The sequence below is a fragment of the Pseudomonas baltica genome (genome assembly GCF_031880315.1).
Lineage (GTDB): Bacteria > Pseudomonadota > Gammaproteobacteria > Pseudomonadales > Pseudomonadaceae > Aquipseudomonas.
On record NZ_CP134771.1, the window covers coordinates 6,349,893 to 6,368,511 of the forward strand.

General features: G+C 61.4%; 16 protein-coding genes. 7 read left to right on the forward strand and 9 right to left on the reverse strand.

Features of this window, described 5'->3' with window-relative positions:
• Positions 1 to 3 precede the first annotated feature (3 nt).
• The 3 genes from REH34_RS28875 to REH34_RS28885 are packed head-to-tail and all read right to left on the reverse strand — an operon-like array spanning position 4 to position 3,668.
• On the reverse strand, positions 4 to 1,338 hold the full coding sequence (locus REH34_RS28875; RefSeq protein WP_311970135.1) for a dihydrolipoamide acetyltransferase family protein: 1,335 nt from the start codon (positions 1,336 to 1,338) through the stop codon (positions 4 to 6).
• Positions 1,339 to 2,400, reverse strand: a complete 1,062-nt coding sequence (locus tag REH34_RS28880; protein ID WP_311970136.1) for an alpha-ketoacid dehydrogenase subunit beta — start codon at positions 2,398 to 2,400, stop codon at positions 1,339 to 1,341. It abuts the gene before it with no gap.
• Entirely contained in the window at positions 2,397 to 3,668 is a 1,272-nt protein-coding gene (locus REH34_RS28885) for a 3-methyl-2-oxobutanoate dehydrogenase (2-methylpropanoyl-transferring) subunit alpha (protein ID WP_226502485.1), read from the reverse strand. The genes REH34_RS28880 and REH34_RS28885 overlap by 4 nt, the downstream gene beginning before the upstream one ends.
• 333 nt (positions 3,669 to 4,001) lie before the next feature.
• On the opposite strand from REH34_RS28885, the gene REH34_RS28890 reads away from it, so the two are divergent.
• The gene (locus tag REH34_RS28890) at positions 4,002 to 4,517 is read left to right on the forward strand and encodes a DUF4946 domain-containing protein (protein WP_311970137.1); all 516 of its coding nucleotides are present in this window, start codon (positions 4,002 to 4,004) and stop codon (positions 4,515 to 4,517) included.
• A gap of 37 nt (positions 4,518 to 4,554) precedes the next feature.
• Positions 4,555 to 5,283, forward strand: a complete 729-nt coding sequence (locus REH34_RS28895) for a metallophosphoesterase (protein ID WP_226502487.1) — start codon at positions 4,555 to 4,557, stop codon at positions 5,281 to 5,283.
• Between the two features lie 12 nt (positions 5,284 to 5,295).
• On the opposite strand, the gene REH34_RS28900 is transcribed toward REH34_RS28895, so the two are convergent.
• Positions 5,296 to 6,840, reverse strand: a complete 1,545-nt coding sequence (locus tag REH34_RS28900; RefSeq protein ID WP_311970138.1) for a sensor domain-containing diguanylate cyclase — start codon at positions 6,838 to 6,840, stop codon at positions 5,296 to 5,298.
• 202 nt (positions 6,841 to 7,042) lie between these two features.
• On the opposite strand from REH34_RS28900, the gene pgm reads away from it, so the two are divergent.
• The gene (pgm, locus tag REH34_RS28905) at positions 7,043 to 8,683 is read left to right on the forward strand and encodes a phosphoglucomutase (alpha-D-glucose-1,6-bisphosphate-dependent) (RefSeq protein ID WP_311970139.1); all 1,641 of its coding nucleotides are present in this window, start codon (positions 7,043 to 7,045) and stop codon (positions 8,681 to 8,683) included.
• Positions 8,684 to 8,807: 124 nt separating this feature from the next.
• Here the strand turns inward: pgm and REH34_RS28910 are convergent, their stop codons facing one another.
• Positions 8,808 to 9,512, reverse strand: coding sequence for a pirin family protein (locus REH34_RS28910; protein WP_311970140.1), 705 nt, complete (start codon positions 9,510 to 9,512; stop codon positions 8,808 to 8,810).
• A 202-nt stretch (positions 9,513 to 9,714) separates the two neighbouring features.
• Between REH34_RS28910 and REH34_RS28915 the strand changes: the two genes are divergently transcribed.
• Complete coding sequence (locus REH34_RS28915; protein WP_409373200.1) at positions 9,715 to 12,291, forward strand: UvrD-helicase domain-containing protein; 2,577 nt, start codon at positions 9,715 to 9,717, stop codon at positions 12,289 to 12,291.
• A gap of 58 nt (positions 12,292 to 12,349) precedes the next feature.
• Here the strand turns inward: REH34_RS28915 and REH34_RS28920 are convergent, their stop codons facing one another.
• Positions 12,350 to 12,610 (reverse strand): DUF1652 domain-containing protein, encoded by a 261-nt coding sequence (locus REH34_RS28920; RefSeq protein ID WP_226502492.1) that lies wholly within the window; start codon positions 12,608 to 12,610, stop codon positions 12,350 to 12,352.
• 383 nt (positions 12,611 to 12,993) lie between these two features.
• On the opposite strand from REH34_RS28920, the gene REH34_RS28925 reads away from it, so the two are divergent.
• Together REH34_RS28925 and REH34_RS28930 are read left to right on the forward strand one after the other, a co-directional pair.
• On the forward strand, positions 12,994 to 14,619 hold the full coding sequence (locus REH34_RS28925) for a methyl-accepting chemotaxis protein (RefSeq protein WP_311970142.1): 1,626 nt from the start codon (positions 12,994 to 12,996) through the stop codon (positions 14,617 to 14,619).
• A gap of 113 nt (positions 14,620 to 14,732) precedes the next feature.
• The gene (locus REH34_RS28930) at positions 14,733 to 15,056 is read left to right on the forward strand and encodes a hypothetical protein (RefSeq protein ID WP_226502494.1); all 324 of its coding nucleotides are present in this window, start codon (positions 14,733 to 14,735) and stop codon (positions 15,054 to 15,056) included.
• A gap of 120 nt (positions 15,057 to 15,176) precedes the next feature.
• Here REH34_RS28930 and csrA read toward each other — a convergent pair whose 3' ends face one another.
• The 3 genes from csrA to REH34_RS28945 all read right to left on the reverse strand — a co-directional run bounded on the left by csrA (position 15,177) and on the right by REH34_RS28945 (position 18,293).
• Positions 15,177 to 15,368: a carbon storage regulator CsrA gene (csrA, locus tag REH34_RS28935; protein WP_226502495.1), complete on the reverse strand. Its 192-nt coding sequence runs from the start codon at positions 15,366 to 15,368 to the stop codon at positions 15,177 to 15,179.
• Between the two features lie 275 nt (positions 15,369 to 15,643).
• The gene (locus REH34_RS28940; protein WP_311970143.1) at positions 15,644 to 17,500 is read right to left on the reverse strand and encodes a glycoside hydrolase family 15 protein; all 1,857 of its coding nucleotides are present in this window, start codon (positions 17,498 to 17,500) and stop codon (positions 15,644 to 15,646) included.
• Positions 17,493 to 18,293 carry a glucose 1-dehydrogenase gene (locus REH34_RS28945; RefSeq protein ID WP_226502497.1) on the reverse strand — a complete coding sequence of 267 codons (801 nt, stop codon included), beginning with the start codon at positions 18,291 to 18,293 and terminating at the stop codon, positions 17,493 to 17,495. The genes REH34_RS28940 and REH34_RS28945 overlap by 8 nt, the downstream gene beginning before the upstream one ends.
• A gap of 144 nt (positions 18,294 to 18,437) precedes the next feature.
• Between REH34_RS28945 and REH34_RS28950 the strand changes: the two genes are divergently transcribed.
• Positions 18,438 to 18,590: a hypothetical protein gene (locus tag REH34_RS28950; RefSeq protein ID WP_311970144.1), complete on the forward strand. Its 153-nt coding sequence runs from the start codon at positions 18,438 to 18,440 to the stop codon at positions 18,588 to 18,590.
• Positions 18,591 to 18,619: the final 29 nt, after the last annotated feature.

Sequence of the window (18,619 nt, forward strand, 5' to 3'; positions counted from 1 at the left end):
GGCTCAATCGATAAACAGCAACGACGGTTGTTCCAGCAAACGTCTGACCGCTTGAATGAACTTGGCCGCATCCATTCCGTCGACCACTCGGTGATCGAACGAGCTCGACAGGTTCATCATTTTGCGGATCACGATCTGCCCATCGATCACGACCGGGCGTTCGACGATGCGGTTGACTCCGACAATCGCTACTTCGGGGGTATTGACCACCGGTGTCGAGACAATCCCACCCAGCGCGCCGAGGCTGCTGAGGGTCAGTGTCGAGCCGCTGAGCTCCTCGCGGGTCGCTTTGCCGCGGCGCGCGGCGTCGGCCAGGCGTTGAATCTCCTTGGCATTGCCCCACAGGTCGGCGGATTCGGCGTGGCGCAGCACTGGCACCATCAGGCCGCTGTCGCTCTGGGTCGCGATACCCAGATGCACGGCACCATAGCGGGTAATCACTTGGGCGGCATCGTCATAGCGCGCGTTGATCTGCGGGAACTCGCGCACCGCCATCACCAGTGCGCGCACCAGCAACGGCAGCAGGGTCAAGCGGCCGCGCTGCTCGCCCCAGCGTTGATTGAGATCGACCCGCAACGCCTCGACGGCAGTGACGTCGATCTCCTCGACATAGCTGAAGTGAGCGACGCGGCGTTTGGCGTCCTGCATGCGTTCGGCGATCTTGCGCCGCAGGCCGATGACCGGGATCTGCTGTTCGTCGCCGGGCTGGGTGGCGCGTGCAGAGCTTGCGCCGGTGGTGCTTGCGGCCTGCAATCGAGCATCCAGGTCGGCGTGCAGGATTTGTCCATCAGGACCGCTGCCGTCGAGGCTGTGCAGATCGATCCCCAGATCGGCGGCGCGTTTGCGTACAGCCGGGGCCGCCAGGGTGCGTAGGGAGACGGGCTCGACCTGAGCATGATCGTCATTCTCGGGCCCTGTGGGAGCGGGCTCTTCTCGCGAAGGCGTTTCAAACTTCGGCTCATCCGCTGAGGGCTCGGCACCGTCGACCGATGTGAGCAGGGCAGTGGGCGTCTGATCACTTTGCGCAGCACAGGCTGGCCCTTTCGCGGGCAGAGCCCGTTCGCGCAGGGGGTCTGGCGCTTCCTGTTCAGCCTCGCCAGCCACTTCGATCCGTATCAGATCACTGCCCACTGCCAGCACATCTCCCGGCGCGCCGCCAAGGGAGATGACCGTGCCGCTGACCGGGCTGGGAATCTCCACCGTGGCCTTGTCGGTCATGACATCGGCCACCACCTGGTCTTCACTGACGCTGTCGCCGACCTTGACGAACCACTCCACCAGTTCGACCTGGGCAATGCCTTCGCCGATGTCCGGCATCTTGATGACGTGAGTACCCATTCAAACCTCCATGACGCGTTGCAAGGCCGCGCCAACGCGGGTCGGGCCGGGGAAATAGGCCCATTCCTGGGCATGGGGGTAGGGCGTGTCCCAACCGGTGACGCGTTCGACCGGCGCCTCCAGCCAGTGGAAGCAATGCTCCTGCACCAGGGCCACCAGTTCGGCGCCGAGCCCGCAGGTGCGGGTCGCTTCGTGCACCACCACGCAACGACCGGTCTTGCGCACCGAGTCGACGATGGCTTGCAGGTCCAGCGGCCACAGGCTGCGCAGGTCGATCACTTCGGCGTCGATACCGGTTTCCTCGGCGGCCGCCACCGCGACGTGCACCGTGGTGCCGTAGGTGAGGACCGTGGCGGCGCGACCGGGGCGGGCGATGGCCGCGCAATCCAGAGGCACCCGGTAATAACCTTCCGGCACGGCACTGGCGGGGTGTTTCGACCAAGGCATCACCGGCCGCTCGTGATGGCCGTCAAACGGCCCGTTGTACAGGCGCTTGGGCTCGAGGAAGATGACCGGGTCGTCGCACTCGATGGAGGCGATCAGCAGGCCCTTGGCGTCATAGGGGTTGGATGGCATCACGGTGCGCAGGCCGCACACTTGAGTGAAGATGGCTTCCGGGCTCTGGCTGTGGGTCTGCCCGCCATAAATGCCGCCGCCACAGGGCATGCGCAGGGTCAGCGGCGCGGTGAACTGGCCGGCGGAGCGATGGCGCAGTCGGGCGGCCTCGGAGGTGATCTGGTCGTAGGCGGGGTAGACGTAGTCGGCGAACTGGATCTCGACCACCGGGCGCAGTCCGTAGGCACCCATGCCTACCGCCGCGCCGACGATGCCGCCTTCGGAGATGGGCGCGTCGAACACCCGTGACTTGCCGTACTTGGCCTGCAGGCCTTCGGTGCAGCGGAACACACCGCCGAAATAGCCGATGTCTTCACCGAAGGCGATGACGTTGTCGTCGCGCTCCAGCATGACGTCCATGGCCGAGCGGATCGCCTGGACCATGGTCATCACCGTGGTAGCGCTGGCGTCTTGCAGCGCCGGTTGGAGTTCGGTCTGGCTGTTCATGCTGCGCTGCTCCCGTGGCGATGGGTGCTGGCCAGGGCTTGCATCTGCTCGCGTTGCAGGCGCAGGTGCTCGGGCAGGTCATGGTAGACGTCGTCGAAAATGCTGCTGTCGCTGGCCACATGGCCATCGTGCAGGGTGCCGTAGCGTTGCGCCTCCTTGAAGGTAGCGATGATCTCGGCGTCGATCTCGGCGACCGCCTCGCTGTGCTCGGCATCGGTCCAAACGCCCAGCTCGATCAAGTGCAGCTTGAGGCGCGCGATCGGGTCTCCCAGAGGGAAGTGGCTCCAGTCATCGGCGGGGCGGTATTTGGTCGGGTCGTCGGAGGTCGAGTGCGGCCCGGCGCGGTAGCTCACCCACTCGATCAACGTCGGGCCCAGGTTGCGCCGGGCCCGCTCGGCGGCCCATTGGCTGACCGCATACACGGCAAGGAAGTCGTTGCCGTCCACTCGCAACGACGCGATACCGCTGCCCACGCCACGTCCGGCGAAGGTGGTCGCCTCGCCGCCGGCGATGCCCTGAAAGCTGGAAATCGCCCACTGGTTGTTGACCACGTTGAGGATCACCGGGGCGCGGTACACGTGGGCGAAGGTCAGGCCGTTATAGAAATCAGCCTCGGCCGTGGCGCCATCGCCGATCCAGCCCGAGGCAATGCGCGTGTCACCCTTGATCGCAGAGGCCATGCCCCAGCCCACGGCCTGGATGAACTGCGTGCCCAGATTGCCGGAGATGGTGAAGAAGCCCGCCTCCTTGTGCGAATAAAGCGCGGGCAATTGCCGACCCTTGAGCGGATCGCGCTCGTTGGACAGCAGCTGGCACATCAAGTCCAGCAGCGGCACCTTGCGGGCCATCAGGATGCCTTGCTGGCGGTAGGTGGGGAAGCACATGTCGTCGTACTGCAAGGCCAGAGCGTGGGCGCAGCCGATGGCCTCTTCGCCCAGGCTCTGGATATAGAACGACATCTTTTTCTGGCGCTGGGCGGTGACCATGCGGGTGTCGAACAGCCGCGTGCGAATCATCGCGCGCAGCCCTTCGATCAAGGTCTGGGCGGGCAACTCCGGGGCCCAGGGGCCCACCGCTCGGCCTTGCTCGTCGAGCACGCGCACCAGGCCCACGGCCAGGTCCTGGGTCTCGCGGGGTTCGATATCGATGGGCGGCTTGCGCGCGCTGCCGGCGCCGGCCAGGTTGAGATAGGAGAAGTCGGTCTTGCAGCCAGGCCGACCGCTGGGTTCGGGGACATGCAGCCGCAGGGGCTCGTAGGGGGTATTCACGCTTCACAACCCTCGCTTTTGTGCTTTTTATTAGTGGGGTGCAACGGTATGGCAGGCCCAATCGCTGTGAGCCGATGGCATCAGTGTACGACGGCCTTGGGAGAATAAATGTCCTTAATGGACGGGCTGCGCCGCAACAGGCAGGTGGTTTATTCTGCGCCAGGCACAATTGGCGGATAAATAATCTTTGGCCTCTAATACGCTGTTTTCTGGCCGCCCATTGAAAGCGGTGAACCGGCTCTGCGAGACTGGTTGCTTCGATTTCTTGCGAGCGAGTTGTGTACCTTGGCATCAGGTTCTGTAGTTTTTGATCGAGCTCGGCCGCGCCAGGCCTTGAAGTATCTGCCTTGGGCGCTGGTATTTTGCACCGCCCCGGCGCTGGCCGATGACAGCGTGATCGTCTGGCCGCCGGGCTGGCAGGTCGAGGCGTTGCCCGCAGCCCCTGCCAATCAGGCGCACCGACAGCGCGCAGTCAAGGCCGACGACCACGGTGATCCGGCGATGGTGGTCGAGTTGACGCGCACGCCAGTGGCGGCCGACCACCAGGTCAATCTGTCCGGCGTGCTGTTGGAAATGCGCAAGGCCATGCAGATCGATTTCTCCAAGGGCGGCTATCAAAGCGTCTGCAACAGCATTCATCCCGGTACACTAGGCAATCTGACCGCCATGGAAACCACCTGCAAGGTGCTCCTCAATGGCGGCCACGTCATGACCCAGACGCTGGTGGCCGCCACGGCCCAAGGCAGTGCCTGGTCGTTGACCTATGCTGGCTCGGCCCAGGGCTACAGCGATAACGAAACAGCGGTCAAGGGCATCCGCGATTCACTGATATTCAGCCCGCAACCATGAGCAACGGTTCAGACTTGCATTCGAGGAGAGCAGCACCATGAGTCAGTTCGCCCATTTTTCGGCCAACGCCCGCGGGCGTGATTTTGCCGTGGGCGATATCCACGGGCATTTTCATCGCCTGCAGGCCGCGCTGAATCAACTGGGTTTCGATCCGGCCACCGATCGGCTGTTCAGCGTCGGCGACCTGGTCGATCGCGGCCCTGACAGCTTCGATGCCCTGGACTGGCTCGAAAAACCCTGGTTCTTCGCCGTGCAGGGCAACCATGAGGTCTTGACCCTGCAACTGATGGCTGGCCACTCGCGGCTCAATCTGATGGATTACCGGCAGAGCGGCGGGGCCTGGTTCATCGACAGCCCGCAGGCCACCCGCGAACGTTTTGCCCAGCGATTCCGGCGCTTGCCGGTGGCCATCGAGATTGAAACCGCCGAAGGCCTGATAGGTCTGGTGCATGCCGACTGCCCATTCCCCAGCTGGGCCACCTTGCGCACTTACTTGCAGACGCATGAGCTGCAAGAGGGCTATACCCCAGACGCGGGCGGGGGGGTCGACGAGATCTTCCAGTGGTCGCGCTCGCGCCTCAAGCGCCGCGACTTCAGTGGCGTCAAGGACGTGCGCGCGGTGGTGGTCGGCCACACGCCGCTGCGGCGGGCGCGGCAGCTGGGCAATGTCTTTCATATCGATACGGCAGGCTGGAGCGAAGGGTTTTTCACCTTCATCGAGCTGAGCACCTTGCGGATTCACGAGCAGCCCTTACGCGGTTTCTAGCCGCGCATGGTCTCAAAATACCTGCGGACGGACCCGGATCGGCTCATCGAGCGTCGGGAAGACCTGGTTGCGACCGCCGTGCTTGGCGGCGTACAGGGCCACGTCGGCTGCAGCGATGAGCGCCTCCGCGGTCGGGATCGGGTTGGTAGCAGTCCATACGTGCAGTCCGGCACTGACCGTCACGACGCCATGCTCACTGCCCGCATGCTTGATTGCCAGTGCCTGCACCGCTTCGACAATGCGCTGGGCGACGCGCCAGGTACCGGGGGCGTCGCTTTCGGGCAACAGCACCAGCAACTCCTCGCCACCATAACGGGCGACCAGATCGCCTGCACGGCCGACGCAGCCCTGTACCGCGCGGCCGACATCGCGAATGCACGCATCACCAGCGGGATGGCCGTACAGATCGTTGAAGCGCTTGAAATGATCGATATCGAGCATGATCAGCCCCAGCGGGCGGCCAGTGCGCACGGTACGGCCGATCTCCTGGGGCAGGGCCAGGTCCAGTTGGCGTCGATTGGCGAGCCCCGTCAGGCCATCCTGCATGGCCATTTGCTGCAGGCTGGCATGGGCCAGCAGCAGGTCTGCCTCGGTGCGCTGATTGTGGCGGATCTGGCGCATCAGCAGGACGGCGAAAGCCCCCAGCACGGCGAACACCAGCGCCACTAGTACCCCCGAACGTAACAGGTTGGCACGCCAACCGGCGAAAATCGCCGACTCAGGCTGCGCGGCGAGGATCAGCAGGGGGTAAACGCTGGAGGCTCGATACGCGATCATGCGATTCACACCGTCGACGACGGATACCACCATGCGTGCGCCTGTCGATGCGTGGGGGAGCATCTGGCTGTAGATCACTCCTTTGGCAATACTCGTGCCGATAACCTTGGGGTCGTACGGGCGGCGCATCAGGATAGTGCCATCGCCCAACGCCAGGACAATGGCGCCTTGTTCGTCGAGATCGAAGCCGTCGTAGAATTTCTTGAAGTAATCGACCTTCAGTGTCGCCAGTACCACGCCACCAAAAGAGCCGTCGGCGTTGTCCAGGCGCCGCGACACCGGAATGATCAGCTCGCCGGTAGAGCGGCTGACGATGACCGCTCCAATGTGCACGGCGGGCCCGGGGTGGCTGCGATGCCAAAGAAAATATTCGCGATCGCTGTTATTGGCATTGGGCGGATCGACATCGTTAGACGTCACCAGCCAGCGGCCATCGGAGCTATAGATGAACAGCCCGTGCAGTTGATCGAGTGCGGCCGTGGTTTGCTTGAGCACCAGGTGCAGACGTTCGTGCTGGGGCCCGGTGACGCCGTCGTTATGCACCCGCTCGACAAGTTCGCTGAGCACCGTTTCGGCTTCCCCGACCGTATCGTCGGCATGTTGGGTCAACGACCGCGAGAGGTTCGATACCGTCACTTGCGCGGCGTCGAGCGCTTGCTGGCGCGACGTCACGGCCTCCCAGGCCACCAGCCCCAGAACCGAGCAGCCGACCAATATGATCAGCACCAGTGCCAGATGACGCGTGGATTCGCTGTTGGGCGGTTCTTTAAGAGGGGACATGAGTGCGGACATCGGCGTCGCTTGTCGGCTGATAATCGAGTGATGATAGTGAAGGTCGAGCCGTTATGCTTGACCAATGTCACGTGGTCGTTACCACTGCCCGCTGATCTTTTGACTTGTGAGGGATAGAACCCCTGCCGCAATGGTCGAACTGCCAGTAAACTGCCATTTCCAGCCCTAGTTGCCTGTTCAGAGGTTTTGCATGAAGCTCAGTCCGTTTGCCGGAAAAACTGCACCTGCCGAGTTGCTGGTCGATATCCCGCGTCTGGTCACCGCCTATTATACCCAGCGCCCCGACCCGTCGGTAGCCACCCAGCGTGTAGCCTTCGGTACATCCGGGCACCGCGGCAGTTCCTTCGATGGCAGCTTCAATGAAGCCCACGTCCTGGCCATCAGCCAGGCGATCTGCCTGTACCGGCAGCAGAAGGGCATCAACGGCCCGCTGTTCGTGGGTATCGACACCCACGCCCTGTCGACCCCGGCGGGCGCCAGTGCGCTGGAAGTCTTCGCGGCCAATGGCGTCGAGACCATGATCGCTGCCGACGACGAATACACGCCGACCCCGGCAATCTCCCACGCCATCATTTGCTACAACCGCGGCCGTACCCAGGGCCTGGCGGACGGTGTAGTCATCACCCCGTCGCACAACCCGCCACAAGCCGGTGGTTTCAAGTACAACCCGCCCAATGGCGGCCCGGCTGACAGTGATGTCACCAAGTGGATCGAAACCAAGGCCAACGAGCTGCTTGCCGATGAACTCAAAGGCATCAAACGCATGCCCTACGAGCAGGCGCTCAAGGCCGCCACGACCCATCGCCATGACTACCTCAACACCTACGTCGCGGACCTGATCAACGTCATCGACTTCGACGCGATTCGCTCGGTCAAGCTGCGCCTGGGCGTCGATCCTCTGGGCGGCGCCGGTGTGCGCTACTGGTCGGCGATTGCCGAGCATTACCGCCTTGACCTGACTGTGGTCAATACCGCAGTCGATCCGACCTTCCGTTTCATGTCTGTCGACTGGGACGGGCAGATCCGCATGGACCCTTCCTCGCCCTACGCAATGCAAGGCCTGATCGGCCTCAAGGACCGTTTCGACGTCGCCTTCGCCTGCGATCCGGACCACGACCGCCACGGCATCGTCACCCCGAGCGGCGGTCTGCTGGCGCCCAACAACTATCTGGCGGTGGCGATCGATTATCTGTTCCAGAACCGTCCGCAGTGGCGCACCGATGCTGCTGTGGGCAAGACCGTGGTCAGCAGCGGCATGATCGATCGGGTCACCGCACGGTTGGGTCGGCGGTTGTACGAGGTGCCGGTGGGCTTCAAGTATTTCGCCGATGGCTTGTTCGACGGTTCGCTGGGTTTTGGTGGAGAGGAAAGCGCCGGAGCCTCGTTCCTGCGTCGCGATGGCAGCGTCTGGAGCACCGACAAGGACGGCCTGATTCCATCATTGCTGGCGGCCGAGATGACCGCGCGTACCGGGCGCGATCCAAGCCAAGCCTATCAGGCGCTGACCGAGACCCTTGGCCAGCCGTTTTCAACGCGTGTCGAAGCCAAGGCCAACCCCCAGCAGAAGGCTTTGCTGAGCAAGTTGTCGCCCGAGCAAGTGACCTCGACCGAACTGGCGGGTGAAAAGATCGAACACGTGCTCAGCCATGCGCCAGGCAACAACCAGGCGATCGGTGGCTTGAAGGTGATGACCGCCAATGGCTGGTTCGCTGCACGGCCGTCGGGCACCGAGGATATCTACAAGATCTACGCCGAGAGCTTTGTCGATGAGGCGCACCTGCAGCGCTTGGTGAGTGAGGCTCAGGTGCTGGTGGATAGCGCAATCGCCTGATTGCCAGGGAGATAGTTACACCTGTAGCGAGGGGCAAGTCCCCTCACTACAGGTACATCCAGACGTCTTCTAGCTCTAACCTTATGAATTCAAAGGATAAATCCATCAAGGTTAAAGTGATTTGTCAGGCGACATCCACGAGCACGATCTCGGTGTCTTCCAGGGCTGTCACTATCAGCACCGGCTCATTATCAATAGCGATACCGTCTCGAGCTTTGGCCTGTAAGCCATTGATTTCTATGGAGCCAGTCGCTGGTACGAGATAGGCTTTGCGACCGCTTTCCAGCACATACTCGGCGGTTTCGCCCGCCTGCAGCGTCGCTGCTACCAAGCGCGCATTCGCGCGAATTCGCAAGCTCGCGTCATCTTCCGGCTTACCGCTGGCGAGCGTCACAAAGCCCTCGCCGCGCTCGCCTTTGGGAAATGGCTGCGCGCCCCACGACGGCGCTGCGCCAAGCTGGCTGTCGTCAGGGAAAATCCAGATCTGGAAGATTCGCGTTTCGATGGTCTCCAGGTTGTACTCGCTGTGCTGTACGCCAGTACCTGCACTCATCACTTGCACGTCGCCGGCTTCAGTGCGGCCTTTGTTGCCAAGGCTGTCCTGATGGGTGATGGCGCCTTCACGCACATAGGTGATGATTTCCATGTCGCGGTGCGGGTGCTGGGGGAAACCGGTACCCGGAGCGATGATGTCGTCGTTCCATACGCGCAGATTGCCCCAGTGCACACGCTTGGGGTCATGGTATTGCGCGAACGAGAAGTGGTGGTGGGCATTCAACCAGCCATGGTCGGCACCGCCGAGGGATGCGAAAGGCCGTAGTTCAAGCATGCTGGTCTCCATAGACGAAAGGGATCATGGATAGGAATTCTGTGCTAATAGTGCTCGATTAAAAAGCGCAGATTTCACAGTGAAAGCATCGGATTTGTCGATTATTTCCGGGTGCGTGCAGCTGATCTTATGCTTGCGATTCGTCGCCTAATAGATTGATCACAAAGCAATTGACTGGCAAAGACGGGCCATAGCGGCGAAGATGTCGGCTGCCAAAAACCTTGCTGGAGTCCGCGTGCCGAGCCGTCCTTCCCGATTGTCCGTCGATCTGCTTCCACCCGCCGAGCTGCCTTGGTTCAAGCGCCTTGCCGCGCGATTGCTCGGGCGTGGGCTCAATGGCCTGCAGGCCCAGCACCGTGATTCTTGGTTTCACGGTCATGCGGCGGGGCATCGCGCCGGGCACGCCGATGGCGTGCGCGAGGGCTATGAGGATGGCCATCTGGACGGCCTGGAGGCAGGCCGCCAGGTGCTGGTAATTCGCGACACGCGGCCAGCGGCGGTGAGTGCGCCCGGTGTCGACGACGCGCTGTTCGACGATTGGCGCCTGGGGTTGAGCGCCGATCTCAAGAAACGCATCAAGGCCGATGTCGCCACGCGCTTGCCCAAGCATCAGCAGCCCAGCGCAGCGCAATGGAAAATGATCTTCAGCGATACGCCGTCCACCTGTGTCATCGCGGGTGCAGGCGCCGGCAAGTCGACCTCGCTGGTGCTGCGAATCGTGTTGCTGGTGCACTACCTGGGCTATGAACTCGATGGGTTGACGGTAGTGACCTTTACCCGCGAATCGCGCAAGGATTTCATCACCCGGCTGGTGGCGGTGATGGCCCTGTGGGGTCATACGCTGAGTTCGCGTGAGGCGCAACAGCTGGTGCGCACCTTTCACTCGCGGATCCTGCCGATGGTGCGCAGCTTGCCCGGCTTCGGCCAGCTACAGGCTTTCGAAAACCTCGGCAGTGCTCCTGCAGCGAGGGGGCTTGCCACTGAATCCGGCACCCAAGGCACTTTGGAGGGGTTTTCGGGGGCAAGCCCCCTCGCTATGGAGGAGGCCGACAGCAACCCCTTCGATCTGCGCCTGAACGATACCCAGCGCCTGCAGATGAACCTGTGCTATCGCGATTTGATGGCAGGTGATGAGCGTTTTGCCGAACTGATCGACCTGATGCGCCGCGAGGCCCTGCAGCTGACCCGCTTGGAGCGTGACCACCCCGACGTGCAAAAGCGCGCTGCGGTGACCGAGCTCGCGTCAAAGCGCGACGAAGAGCTGTGCGACAGTATCGAGGATCTGTGGTTTCGCGCCGGGGCGTGGCCGATCCAGGGCATCGAACCGGACCGAACACCCTTGCAGATCAACGGCCACCGTTTTCATTGCCACGGCTATATCCGGGCGCTGGATGCCTGGGTAGTGCTCGGCTTCGACCCGAGCGAAAGCCAGCAGATCAAGCGTAACGGCGCCAAGTTGCCGGTTTGGGCTGAATGGGTCATCAAGCGCACACTGTTTCAAGCTTTCAGCCCCAAACCGATCATCTGGCTGGAAAATTACGTCGGTGCCAGGCGCCTGACTCAGAGTCTGGCTGGTGATGCCGTAGCAGGGCCGGGGTTCGCGTACAGAGTCAATGGCGAGCTGGCGCCTGCGCCATTGCTCGACGCGTTCGTGGCCACCGCCGGCTTTATCGAAAACCTCGGGCTCGACGTGGCGGCTGCCGTCGCCGCCATGACCTTCGCCAGCGACGACCCGGACCGGCTGTTCTTCGAGGCCTTGAGCCGGTACTGGCGTGCCTTCGAACAACACTTGCAGGCGCAGACGCCGCCGATCATGACCTACAACCGCATGTTCGCCCTGTTTGGCGAGAACAACCCGGAAAACCTGCGGCTGCTCGGCGATCCCATATTGCGTTCGATGTCAAACCTGATGATCGATGAATTCCAGGATGTTTCGCCGCAGATCGTCTCGTGGCTGCGCGCCAGCCTGCGGGAGATCCGTCGCCGTGGCGCGGACTTGCACCGGGGCCGTGCAGCGCAACATTCTTCATTGTTGGTGGTGGGGGATGACTGGCAGTCGATCTACGGTTGGCGTGGCAGCTCGCCGCGGTATTTCACCGACTTCGCCAAGACTTTCATCGCGCCCGCTACCACGCGGGTCATGCTCAGCGACAACTACCGCAGCCATCAGCACATCATCGATGCCGCCGAGCATCTGGTGAAATCCACCCCCGCCATCGCGGGTAAAAAAGCCCGGTCGGTGGGCTGGGATGAGTCTGCATTGGAGCCTGTACGCATCTACGAACGTGACGATGAAGCCCTTGCTCAGCGTTTGATTGACCATTACCGGCGGGGCGACTCAGTGCTGGTGCTGTATCGGAAATATTCAGATAAACCTATATTAAACAAACATATAGAATCTATAGTTAATGAAGATTATAGAAAGCCAATAGATCAGCGCCGGCTCAAGCAGCTGACCTATCACAGTGCCAAGGGGCTGCAAGCGGATGTAGTGTTCATGGTCGGCGACTGCCAGCACCTGACGCGCTCACCCTACAAGAATCAGCTCTATCGGCTGGCAGGTCTGAGCGCGCCCGGCGAGACCGAAGGTTATGACAAGGCACAGCGTGACGAAGCGCTGCGCCTGGCTTACGTCGGCGTGACGCGGGCGATCCAGTATTGCTATTGGTATGTTGACGCCTCAGGCAAGGAGGGTGCGGCCGGCGCCGCCAAGGCCTCGGATCATGTCGACGGTGCAAAGCCGTTCTTTGACGATCATCGGGCTACTCGCGTCGATTGAATACGATACGGTTATGGTTGTTGCGCAAGCCATACCGGCCTCTTTGCCGCCGAACGCATCAGCCGACCGCACACAACGACTGCGGCGGTATGAAGGCATCGAGTTCTGCCTCGACCGCCTCGATGATGATCTCTACATCGGCGGCGTTCATGACGGTCGCGCAGGGGATGCCGGCGATCGCGATGAGGGTCTGGCCGCTGGCGCGATCGAACAATCGCGCGACCATACTGCTGGGGGCGTCCATGCTGGCCTCGAAGCCCAGAGGGTGAAAATGCCAACGCATGACCTGGCATGCATTTGGGAACGTCATCTTGTTCATGTGCCTGCCCCTAATGCTTCGTGCAGCGATCCGTTGCTGCTCCCAAGGAAGGACCCAGCAGTAGCTGGAATTGATGTGCAAAATAAAAATAGCACCCACTGATGACAATAAGACTAATTTTTTATCGGCAACCGGAACTTTATTCGACTTTATTGACGTGCATCACGGCCGGTCCGACCAATGGGCATATGTATTAATTCGCCATCATCGGCTCAATGGCTTAGAACGGACTGAACGGTTAAATAATTAGCCCTCAAATATTTCGCTTGTCGAGCTCAAGTTCGGGCGAAAGGGCCGATAGACCTTATGAGGGCATCCCCGCTCTCATACGGACGACAACAATGGAGCAGTGGACGCCGTACGCCTTTACGAGAGAGACCGACATGTCGCTACGCCGCCTCAATATCGCCCCTCGCGCGTTTCTGGGATTCGCCTTCATCGCTTTGCTGGTCGTCGGGCTGGGCTGGTTCGCCACGAGCCGCATCAGCGTGATCCGCGACGCTTCGCTGGAAATGGAAGGCAACCAGATACCCAGCATCACCTTCCTGGGTGACCTCTCGGAAAATACCCTGCGGTTGCGAATCCTGTCATTTCGCATCTTGACCAACCGCGAACCGGCGGCCTTGAACGAAGCCGAAACCCGTATCGGCGTATTAGTCGACAAAGTTCGGACTGCGCAGCGCAATTACGCCAGCCTGACGATTGGCGACGAAGAGTCGACAGTGTTTAAACAATTCAGCACTACGCTCGATAACTACTTGAGCGCGAAGGATTCAATGTTGAGTCTTTCGCGGCAGAACAAAGTCGAGGAGATGCGCGAATTGATCAATACCCGTATCAAGGAAGGTACCGATCAGATGGGCGATCAAATTCGTGCGCTGATCGGTATCAATCAGCGCGAGGCCAAGGAGAACGGTCAGATCGCCGCCGAACAGTACCGCTTCGCCAACACGGGTGTCGTCGTGTTCGCCATCGTCGCGTGTTTGCTGACTGTGTTGCTGGCCTGGTTGCTCACCCGCAGCATCATCCAGCCACTGAACCAGGCGCTGGAGGCCGCTCGCACCATCGCCAAGGGCAACCTGACCGTGAGCATCAGCGCTGAGGGTCATGATGAGCCTGCGCGCTTGCTGGCGGCGCTGGATGAGATGCAGGGTAACCTGCGCCGCACCGTGTCACAGATCGCAGGTTCGGCGACGCAGCTGGCTTCTGCAGCGGAGGAACTCAGTGCGGTGACCGAAGAGTCCGCCCGTGGTGTCGCGCAACAGAACGACGAAATCGAACAAGCCGCCACCGCAGTCAACCAGATGACCGCTGCGGTAGAGGAGGTTGCGCGCAACGCAGTGTCGACCTCCCAGGCTTCAGCCGACTCGACCCGATTCGCGGGGCAGGGGCGGGAGCGGGTGGTGGCCACGGTGAGCGCTATTCAGACCATGACGCAGGATGTGCTGCACACCTCGCAGTTGATCGAAGGCCTGGCTGCCCAAGGGCGTGATATCGGCAAGGTACTGGACGTGATTCGCGCCATTGCCGAGCAGACTAACCTCCTGGCGCTCAACGCTGCCATCGAGGCCGCACGCGCGGGGGAGGCCGGGCGCGGTTTTGCCGTGGTGGCGGATGAAGTTCGGGCCCTGGCTCATCGCACCCAGCAGTCGACCCGCGAAATCGAGCAGATGGTTGCCGGTATTCAGAGCGGTACCGGCGATGCGGTGCAGTCGATGGAACAAAGCACCGCACGCAGCCAGAGCACGTTGACCCTGGCTCGTGACGCCGACGGTGCGCTGGTGCAGATCGCCGAATCGGTGGCCTTGATCAATGAGCGCAACCTGGTGATCGCCAGCGCTTCCGAAGAGCAGGCGCAAGTCGCTCGCGAGGTCGACCGCAACCTGGTGAATATTCGCGACCTGGCCAATCAGACGGCCACCGGCGCGCAGCAGACCAGCGCGGCCAGCCATGAGCTTTCACGTCTGGCCGTGGACCTCAACGCCTTGGTGGCGCGCTTCACGGTGTGAGCTTTGACCAAACGCCCGGCAGTCGCGCCGGGCGGTCAATCTTGAACCTCCGGCCTTGCTACCTGTCGTTTATAGAGAGTGGCAATAATCACGTTAGTGATGGAGGTTTCACCATGTTGGACCAAGCGACGGACTATGAAGACCATAAAAACGGCCCGGATGAGGGGAAGCAACGCGTCCATGAGGAAACCCTGGCAAATCATTGCACCATCCGCGTCACGGTAACGCCGGTGGTGCACAACCCCAAACGCCCGCAGTGGCAGGTGGTGGTGCTGTCGCCAGAGGGCACGGAGATCCACAACGAGACTTCAGTGGCCAAGGATGATCACTGGACGGTCGAAAAACTGCTCAATTGGGGGATCGATCAAGCTAAACGCGTAGCGGGCGGTCACCACGGGGCGCCGCTGGACGATCATCACCAGAAGACGCCAGTCTGATCCATACACCGCAATGCAGCGAGGGGGCTTGGCCCCGATGGCGATTCATCTGTCCCCACTGGGAGACCGATAAATCGTGATCGGGGCAAGCCCCCTCGCTACAGGTGTAAAGCGATTGCCTTAGTGGCTGTCTTTCTCTGGAGCAGGGCTGCCAGCCTGGATTTTCTTGAAAATCTCTTCGCGGTGCACCTGGACCTCCTTGGGTGCGTCGATGCCAATACGCACTTGCATGCCTTTGACCCCCAGGATAGTAACGGTGATGTCGTCGTTGATGATGATGCTTTCGCCTACCTTGCGGGTGAGAATCAGCATGAATGGCTCCTAAGTCCTTTACGCAAAAAAATGTGTCCGATGGTCGGTGTCTTCCGCTGCACCCCTCACTTAATGGACGCACGGATGAAGATTTAATTCCGTTGCGGGAATCCTCGTCGACACGTCCTGAAGCGGAATACTGGCGAAATGGGAACGATACCCAAAGGAAGTATGGCTGGGTTTATGCTAAACCGCCGGATAACTGCGCACATGATATCCGGCGGCGCCGCAGATGTCCTGCAACCTTTTGTTCATCTTGCAATAATTACGCACATTTATGGCTGCCAAAGGGTTCGTTCACCACTCAACTTGCGGTTCAGAAAACTCGCCGCGCTGATCAACGCCAAGTGGCTGAGCGCCTGGGGCGTATTGCCCAAGTGACGGCCGTGCATGTCGAACTCTTCGGCGTATAGCCCCAACGGGCTGGCGTAGCGCAATAGTTGCTCGAACTCCAAGTGCGCCTGCTCGACCCGACCAGCTCTGGCCAGGCATTCCACGTACCAGAACGAGCACGCCGTGAAGGCGCCTTCGCTGCCGTCCAGCCCGTCGCCATTCTGCTCGTCGGTGCGATAGCGGTAGACCATGCCATCACGCACCAACGTGCGCTCGATGGCATCCAGCGTGCTCAGCCAGCGCGGGTCGCTGGCGCCGACGAAGCGCACCAATGGCATCAACAGCATCGAGCCGTCGAGCCGATCACTGCCCTTGTACTGGACGAAGTGGCCGCGTTCCGCGTCCCAGAAGTTGCTCCAGATGTCATCGTGTATGGCCTGGCGCTCCTTGTCCCAGCGCGCGAAGGGGGCGGGCAGCGAGCGTTTGAAGGACAGGCGCAAGGCTCGGTCCAGCGCGACCCAGCACATCAGCCGCGAGTGCAGGAAATGCTGCGGTTCGCCGCGCATTTCCCAGATACCTACATCCTTCTCGCGCCAGCTCTGACAGACTTGATCGACCAGTTGCGTGACGTGTTGCCAGCCCTCGTGGGAAATCGCTTCCCCGTACTTGTTGGCAAGGTAGACCGCGTCCAGCAGCTCGCCGTAGATATCCAGTTGCTTCTGCTTGTAGGCTTCGTTGCCGACACGCACCGGTTGCGCACCGCCATGGCCACTGAGGTGGTCGAGGTTGGCTTCGGGCAGTTCTTCACGGCCGTCCAGGCCATAGAGAATGTGCAATTTGGCCTGTTCCTCACAACTGGCACCCACGCGGTCATGGACCCAGCGCATGTAATCGTTGGCTTCCTGGTTGAAGCCCAGACGCATGAAAGCGTACACGGTGAACGATGCATCACGGATCCAGGTGTAGCGGTAATCCCAGTTGCGCGAACCACCGCGTTGTTCTGGCAGGCCGAAGGTCGCGGCAGCGATGATGCCCCCGTGCTTGCGCGAGGTCAGCAGCTTGAGGGTGAGCGCCGAGCGCATCACCATTTCGCGCCAGCGCCCGCGATAATGGGCGTGGCCGAGCCACTCGCGCCAATAGTCGATCGTGGCGCGCAGGCAGTGGTCACTGCTGTCGGCGTACACCAATGGGTCATCGGTACTGCCGAGGATGAACTCGGCAGTTTGCTGATGGCTCAGCTCGAAGCGGGCCACGGCAGCGTTGTCGTCCACATCCAGCGCCTGGTCGGAGCACAACCGCAGGCTGGGCTGGCCGTCGGCATGAAAGCTTACGCCGGGCTTTTCACCGACGCTGTCCGATTCGGCGCGGGTGTCGGCGCGGCTGTAGTCGTGGCGCACCCGGCAGCGCATCGCGAAGGTCGCTTGGCCGCTGACGACCTTGACGCGCCTTACCAGGCGCGGGGTGTCGTCGACGTTCTCCGGGATAGGCATGAAGTCGGTGACTTCCACCACCGCCTGTTCGCTGATCCAACGGGTTTGCAGAATGTTGCTATCGGGCAGATAGATCTGCAGCCGACGCGCATCCGGGAGGTCCGGGGCCAGCTCAAAGACGCCAGCATCGGGGGTGTCCAGCAGGGCAGCAAACAGCGAAGGGCTGTCGAAGTCTGGCCAGCAGCAGAAATCGATGCAACCGGTGTCGGCTACCAGTGCGGCGCTGCGCATGTTGCCGATCAGGCCATGGGCTTCGATCGGGCGTTGCGAGGCGAGGGGGTCGAGGTGACGCGCGGTAGACTCAGCCATTGTCACGAAACCCTGGATAGAGGCTCATGCCGCCATCGATGAACAGCGTGGTGCCGTGCAGATAATCGGACAGATCGCTGGCCAGCCAGACCACGGCATTGGCAACGTCCTCGACCTCGCCGATGCGCCCATAGGGGATCAGTTCCAGAACCTTTTTCTCCGTGTCGCCCTTCATGACATCGGCATTGATGGCGGTACGGATCGCTCCCGGCGCGATGGCATTGACGCGGATATGCTGCTGCCCGACTTCTTGGGCGATGCTGCGCATCAACAGATCGATGGCGCCCTTGGACGCCGCGTAGTTGGCATGCCCGGCCCACGGAATCAGCTGGTGCACCGAACTCATGTGAATGATATTGCCGGCCGCTCGGGAGACTTCAAGGCGTGGCCCCTGGCGGGCGAACTGGCGCAGTGCGGCGCGCGCGCACAGGAACTGCCCGGTCAGATTGACCTCGATTACCTTGTTCCAGTCGGCCAGGGTCATGTCTACCGTGGCGGCGTCGCGCTGCAGGCCGGAGTTGGCCACCAGAATGTCGAGGGCGCCAAAGGCATCGAGGGTCTCGGCAAACAGGCGATCGACGTCCTCTTCCTTGGACACGTCGGCACCGATGGCAATGGCGCGTCCACCATTTTCGCGGATGCGCTGGGCCAGCTCCTCCGCCGGCTCGGCGTGACTGTTGTAGTTGATCACCACGGCAGCACCTGCGTCAGCCAGCGCCTTGGCGGCGCCTGCGCCGAGGCCGGAACTGGCACCGGTGACCAGGGCAACGTGTTTTTCAAGGGATATATGCATGATGGAGGGCCTTGTCTGCAAGGATGTGAAGGGGTCTCCTTTAGCTGACTGGCGGTTGGGTGTATCGGTTCAGGAAAATTACATGGCACCTTTTTCAGGATTCGGGTGCCTGAACTAGAGTATGTCCTTATCGAGGAACGCCTGATGACGCAGCCCAATAATGAATCCAAGTCGAAACGCGAAGATCTGCAAAACGAACCGGCAAATGCCGGCAAGGTCGGGGAAAAAAACAAGCGGATGAACGAAAAGGGCGAGGCCGAACGGCCGGGTACGCCGCCGGATCCAAAGAAACGGTGAGTTTTTACAATGCCTGATAGGGCCTCTTC

What these genes read in the sequence shown, in the direction of transcription:
- REH34_RS28875 (WP_311970135.1), bottom strand. Translation starts at nt 1,338, where the DNA reads ATGGGTACTCACGTCATCAAGATGCCGGACATCGGCGAAGGCATTGCC.
- REH34_RS28880 (WP_311970136.1), bottom strand. Translation starts at nt 2,400, where the DNA reads ATGAACAGCCAGACCGAACTCCAACCGGCGCTGCAAGACGCCAGCGCT.
- REH34_RS28895 (WP_226502487.1), top strand. Translation starts at nt 4,555, where the DNA reads ATGAGTCAGTTCGCCCATTTTTCGGCCAACGCCCGCGGGCGTGATTTT.
- REH34_RS28900 (WP_311970138.1), bottom strand. Translation starts at nt 6,840, where the DNA reads ATGTCCCCTCTTAAAGAACCGCCCAACAGCGAATCCACGCGTCATCTG.
- pgm (WP_311970139.1), top strand. Translation starts at nt 7,043, where the DNA reads ATGAAGCTCAGTCCGTTTGCCGGAAAAACTGCACCTGCCGAGTTGCTG.
- REH34_RS28910 (WP_311970140.1), bottom strand. Translation starts at nt 9,512, where the DNA reads ATGCTTGAACTACGGCCTTTCGCATCCCTCGGCGGTGCCGACCATGGC.
- REH34_RS28915 (WP_409373200.1), top strand. Translation starts at nt 9,715, where the DNA reads ATGTCGGCTGCCAAAAACCTTGCTGGAGTCCGCGTGCCGAGCCGTCCT.
- REH34_RS28920 (WP_226502492.1), bottom strand. Translation starts at nt 12,610, where the DNA reads ATGAACAAGATGACGTTCCCAAATGCATGCCAGGTCATGCGTTGGCAT.
- REH34_RS28925 (WP_311970142.1), top strand. Translation starts at nt 12,994, where the DNA reads ATGTCGCTACGCCGCCTCAATATCGCCCCTCGCGCGTTTCTGGGATTC.
- REH34_RS28930 (WP_226502494.1), top strand. Translation starts at nt 14,733, where the DNA reads ATGTTGGACCAAGCGACGGACTATGAAGACCATAAAAACGGCCCGGAT.
- csrA (WP_226502495.1), bottom strand. Translation starts at nt 15,368, where the DNA reads ATGCTGATTCTCACCCGCAAGGTAGGCGAAAGCATCATCATCAACGAC.
- REH34_RS28940 (WP_311970143.1), bottom strand. Translation starts at nt 17,500, where the DNA reads ATGGCTGAGTCTACCGCGCGTCACCTCGACCCCCTCGCCTCGCAACGC.
- REH34_RS28945 (WP_226502497.1), bottom strand. Translation starts at nt 18,293, where the DNA reads ATGCATATATCCCTTGAAAAACACGTTGCCCTGGTCACCGGTGCCAGT.
- REH34_RS28950 (WP_311970144.1), top strand. Translation starts at nt 18,438, where the DNA reads ATGACGCAGCCCAATAATGAATCCAAGTCGAAACGCGAAGATCTGCAA.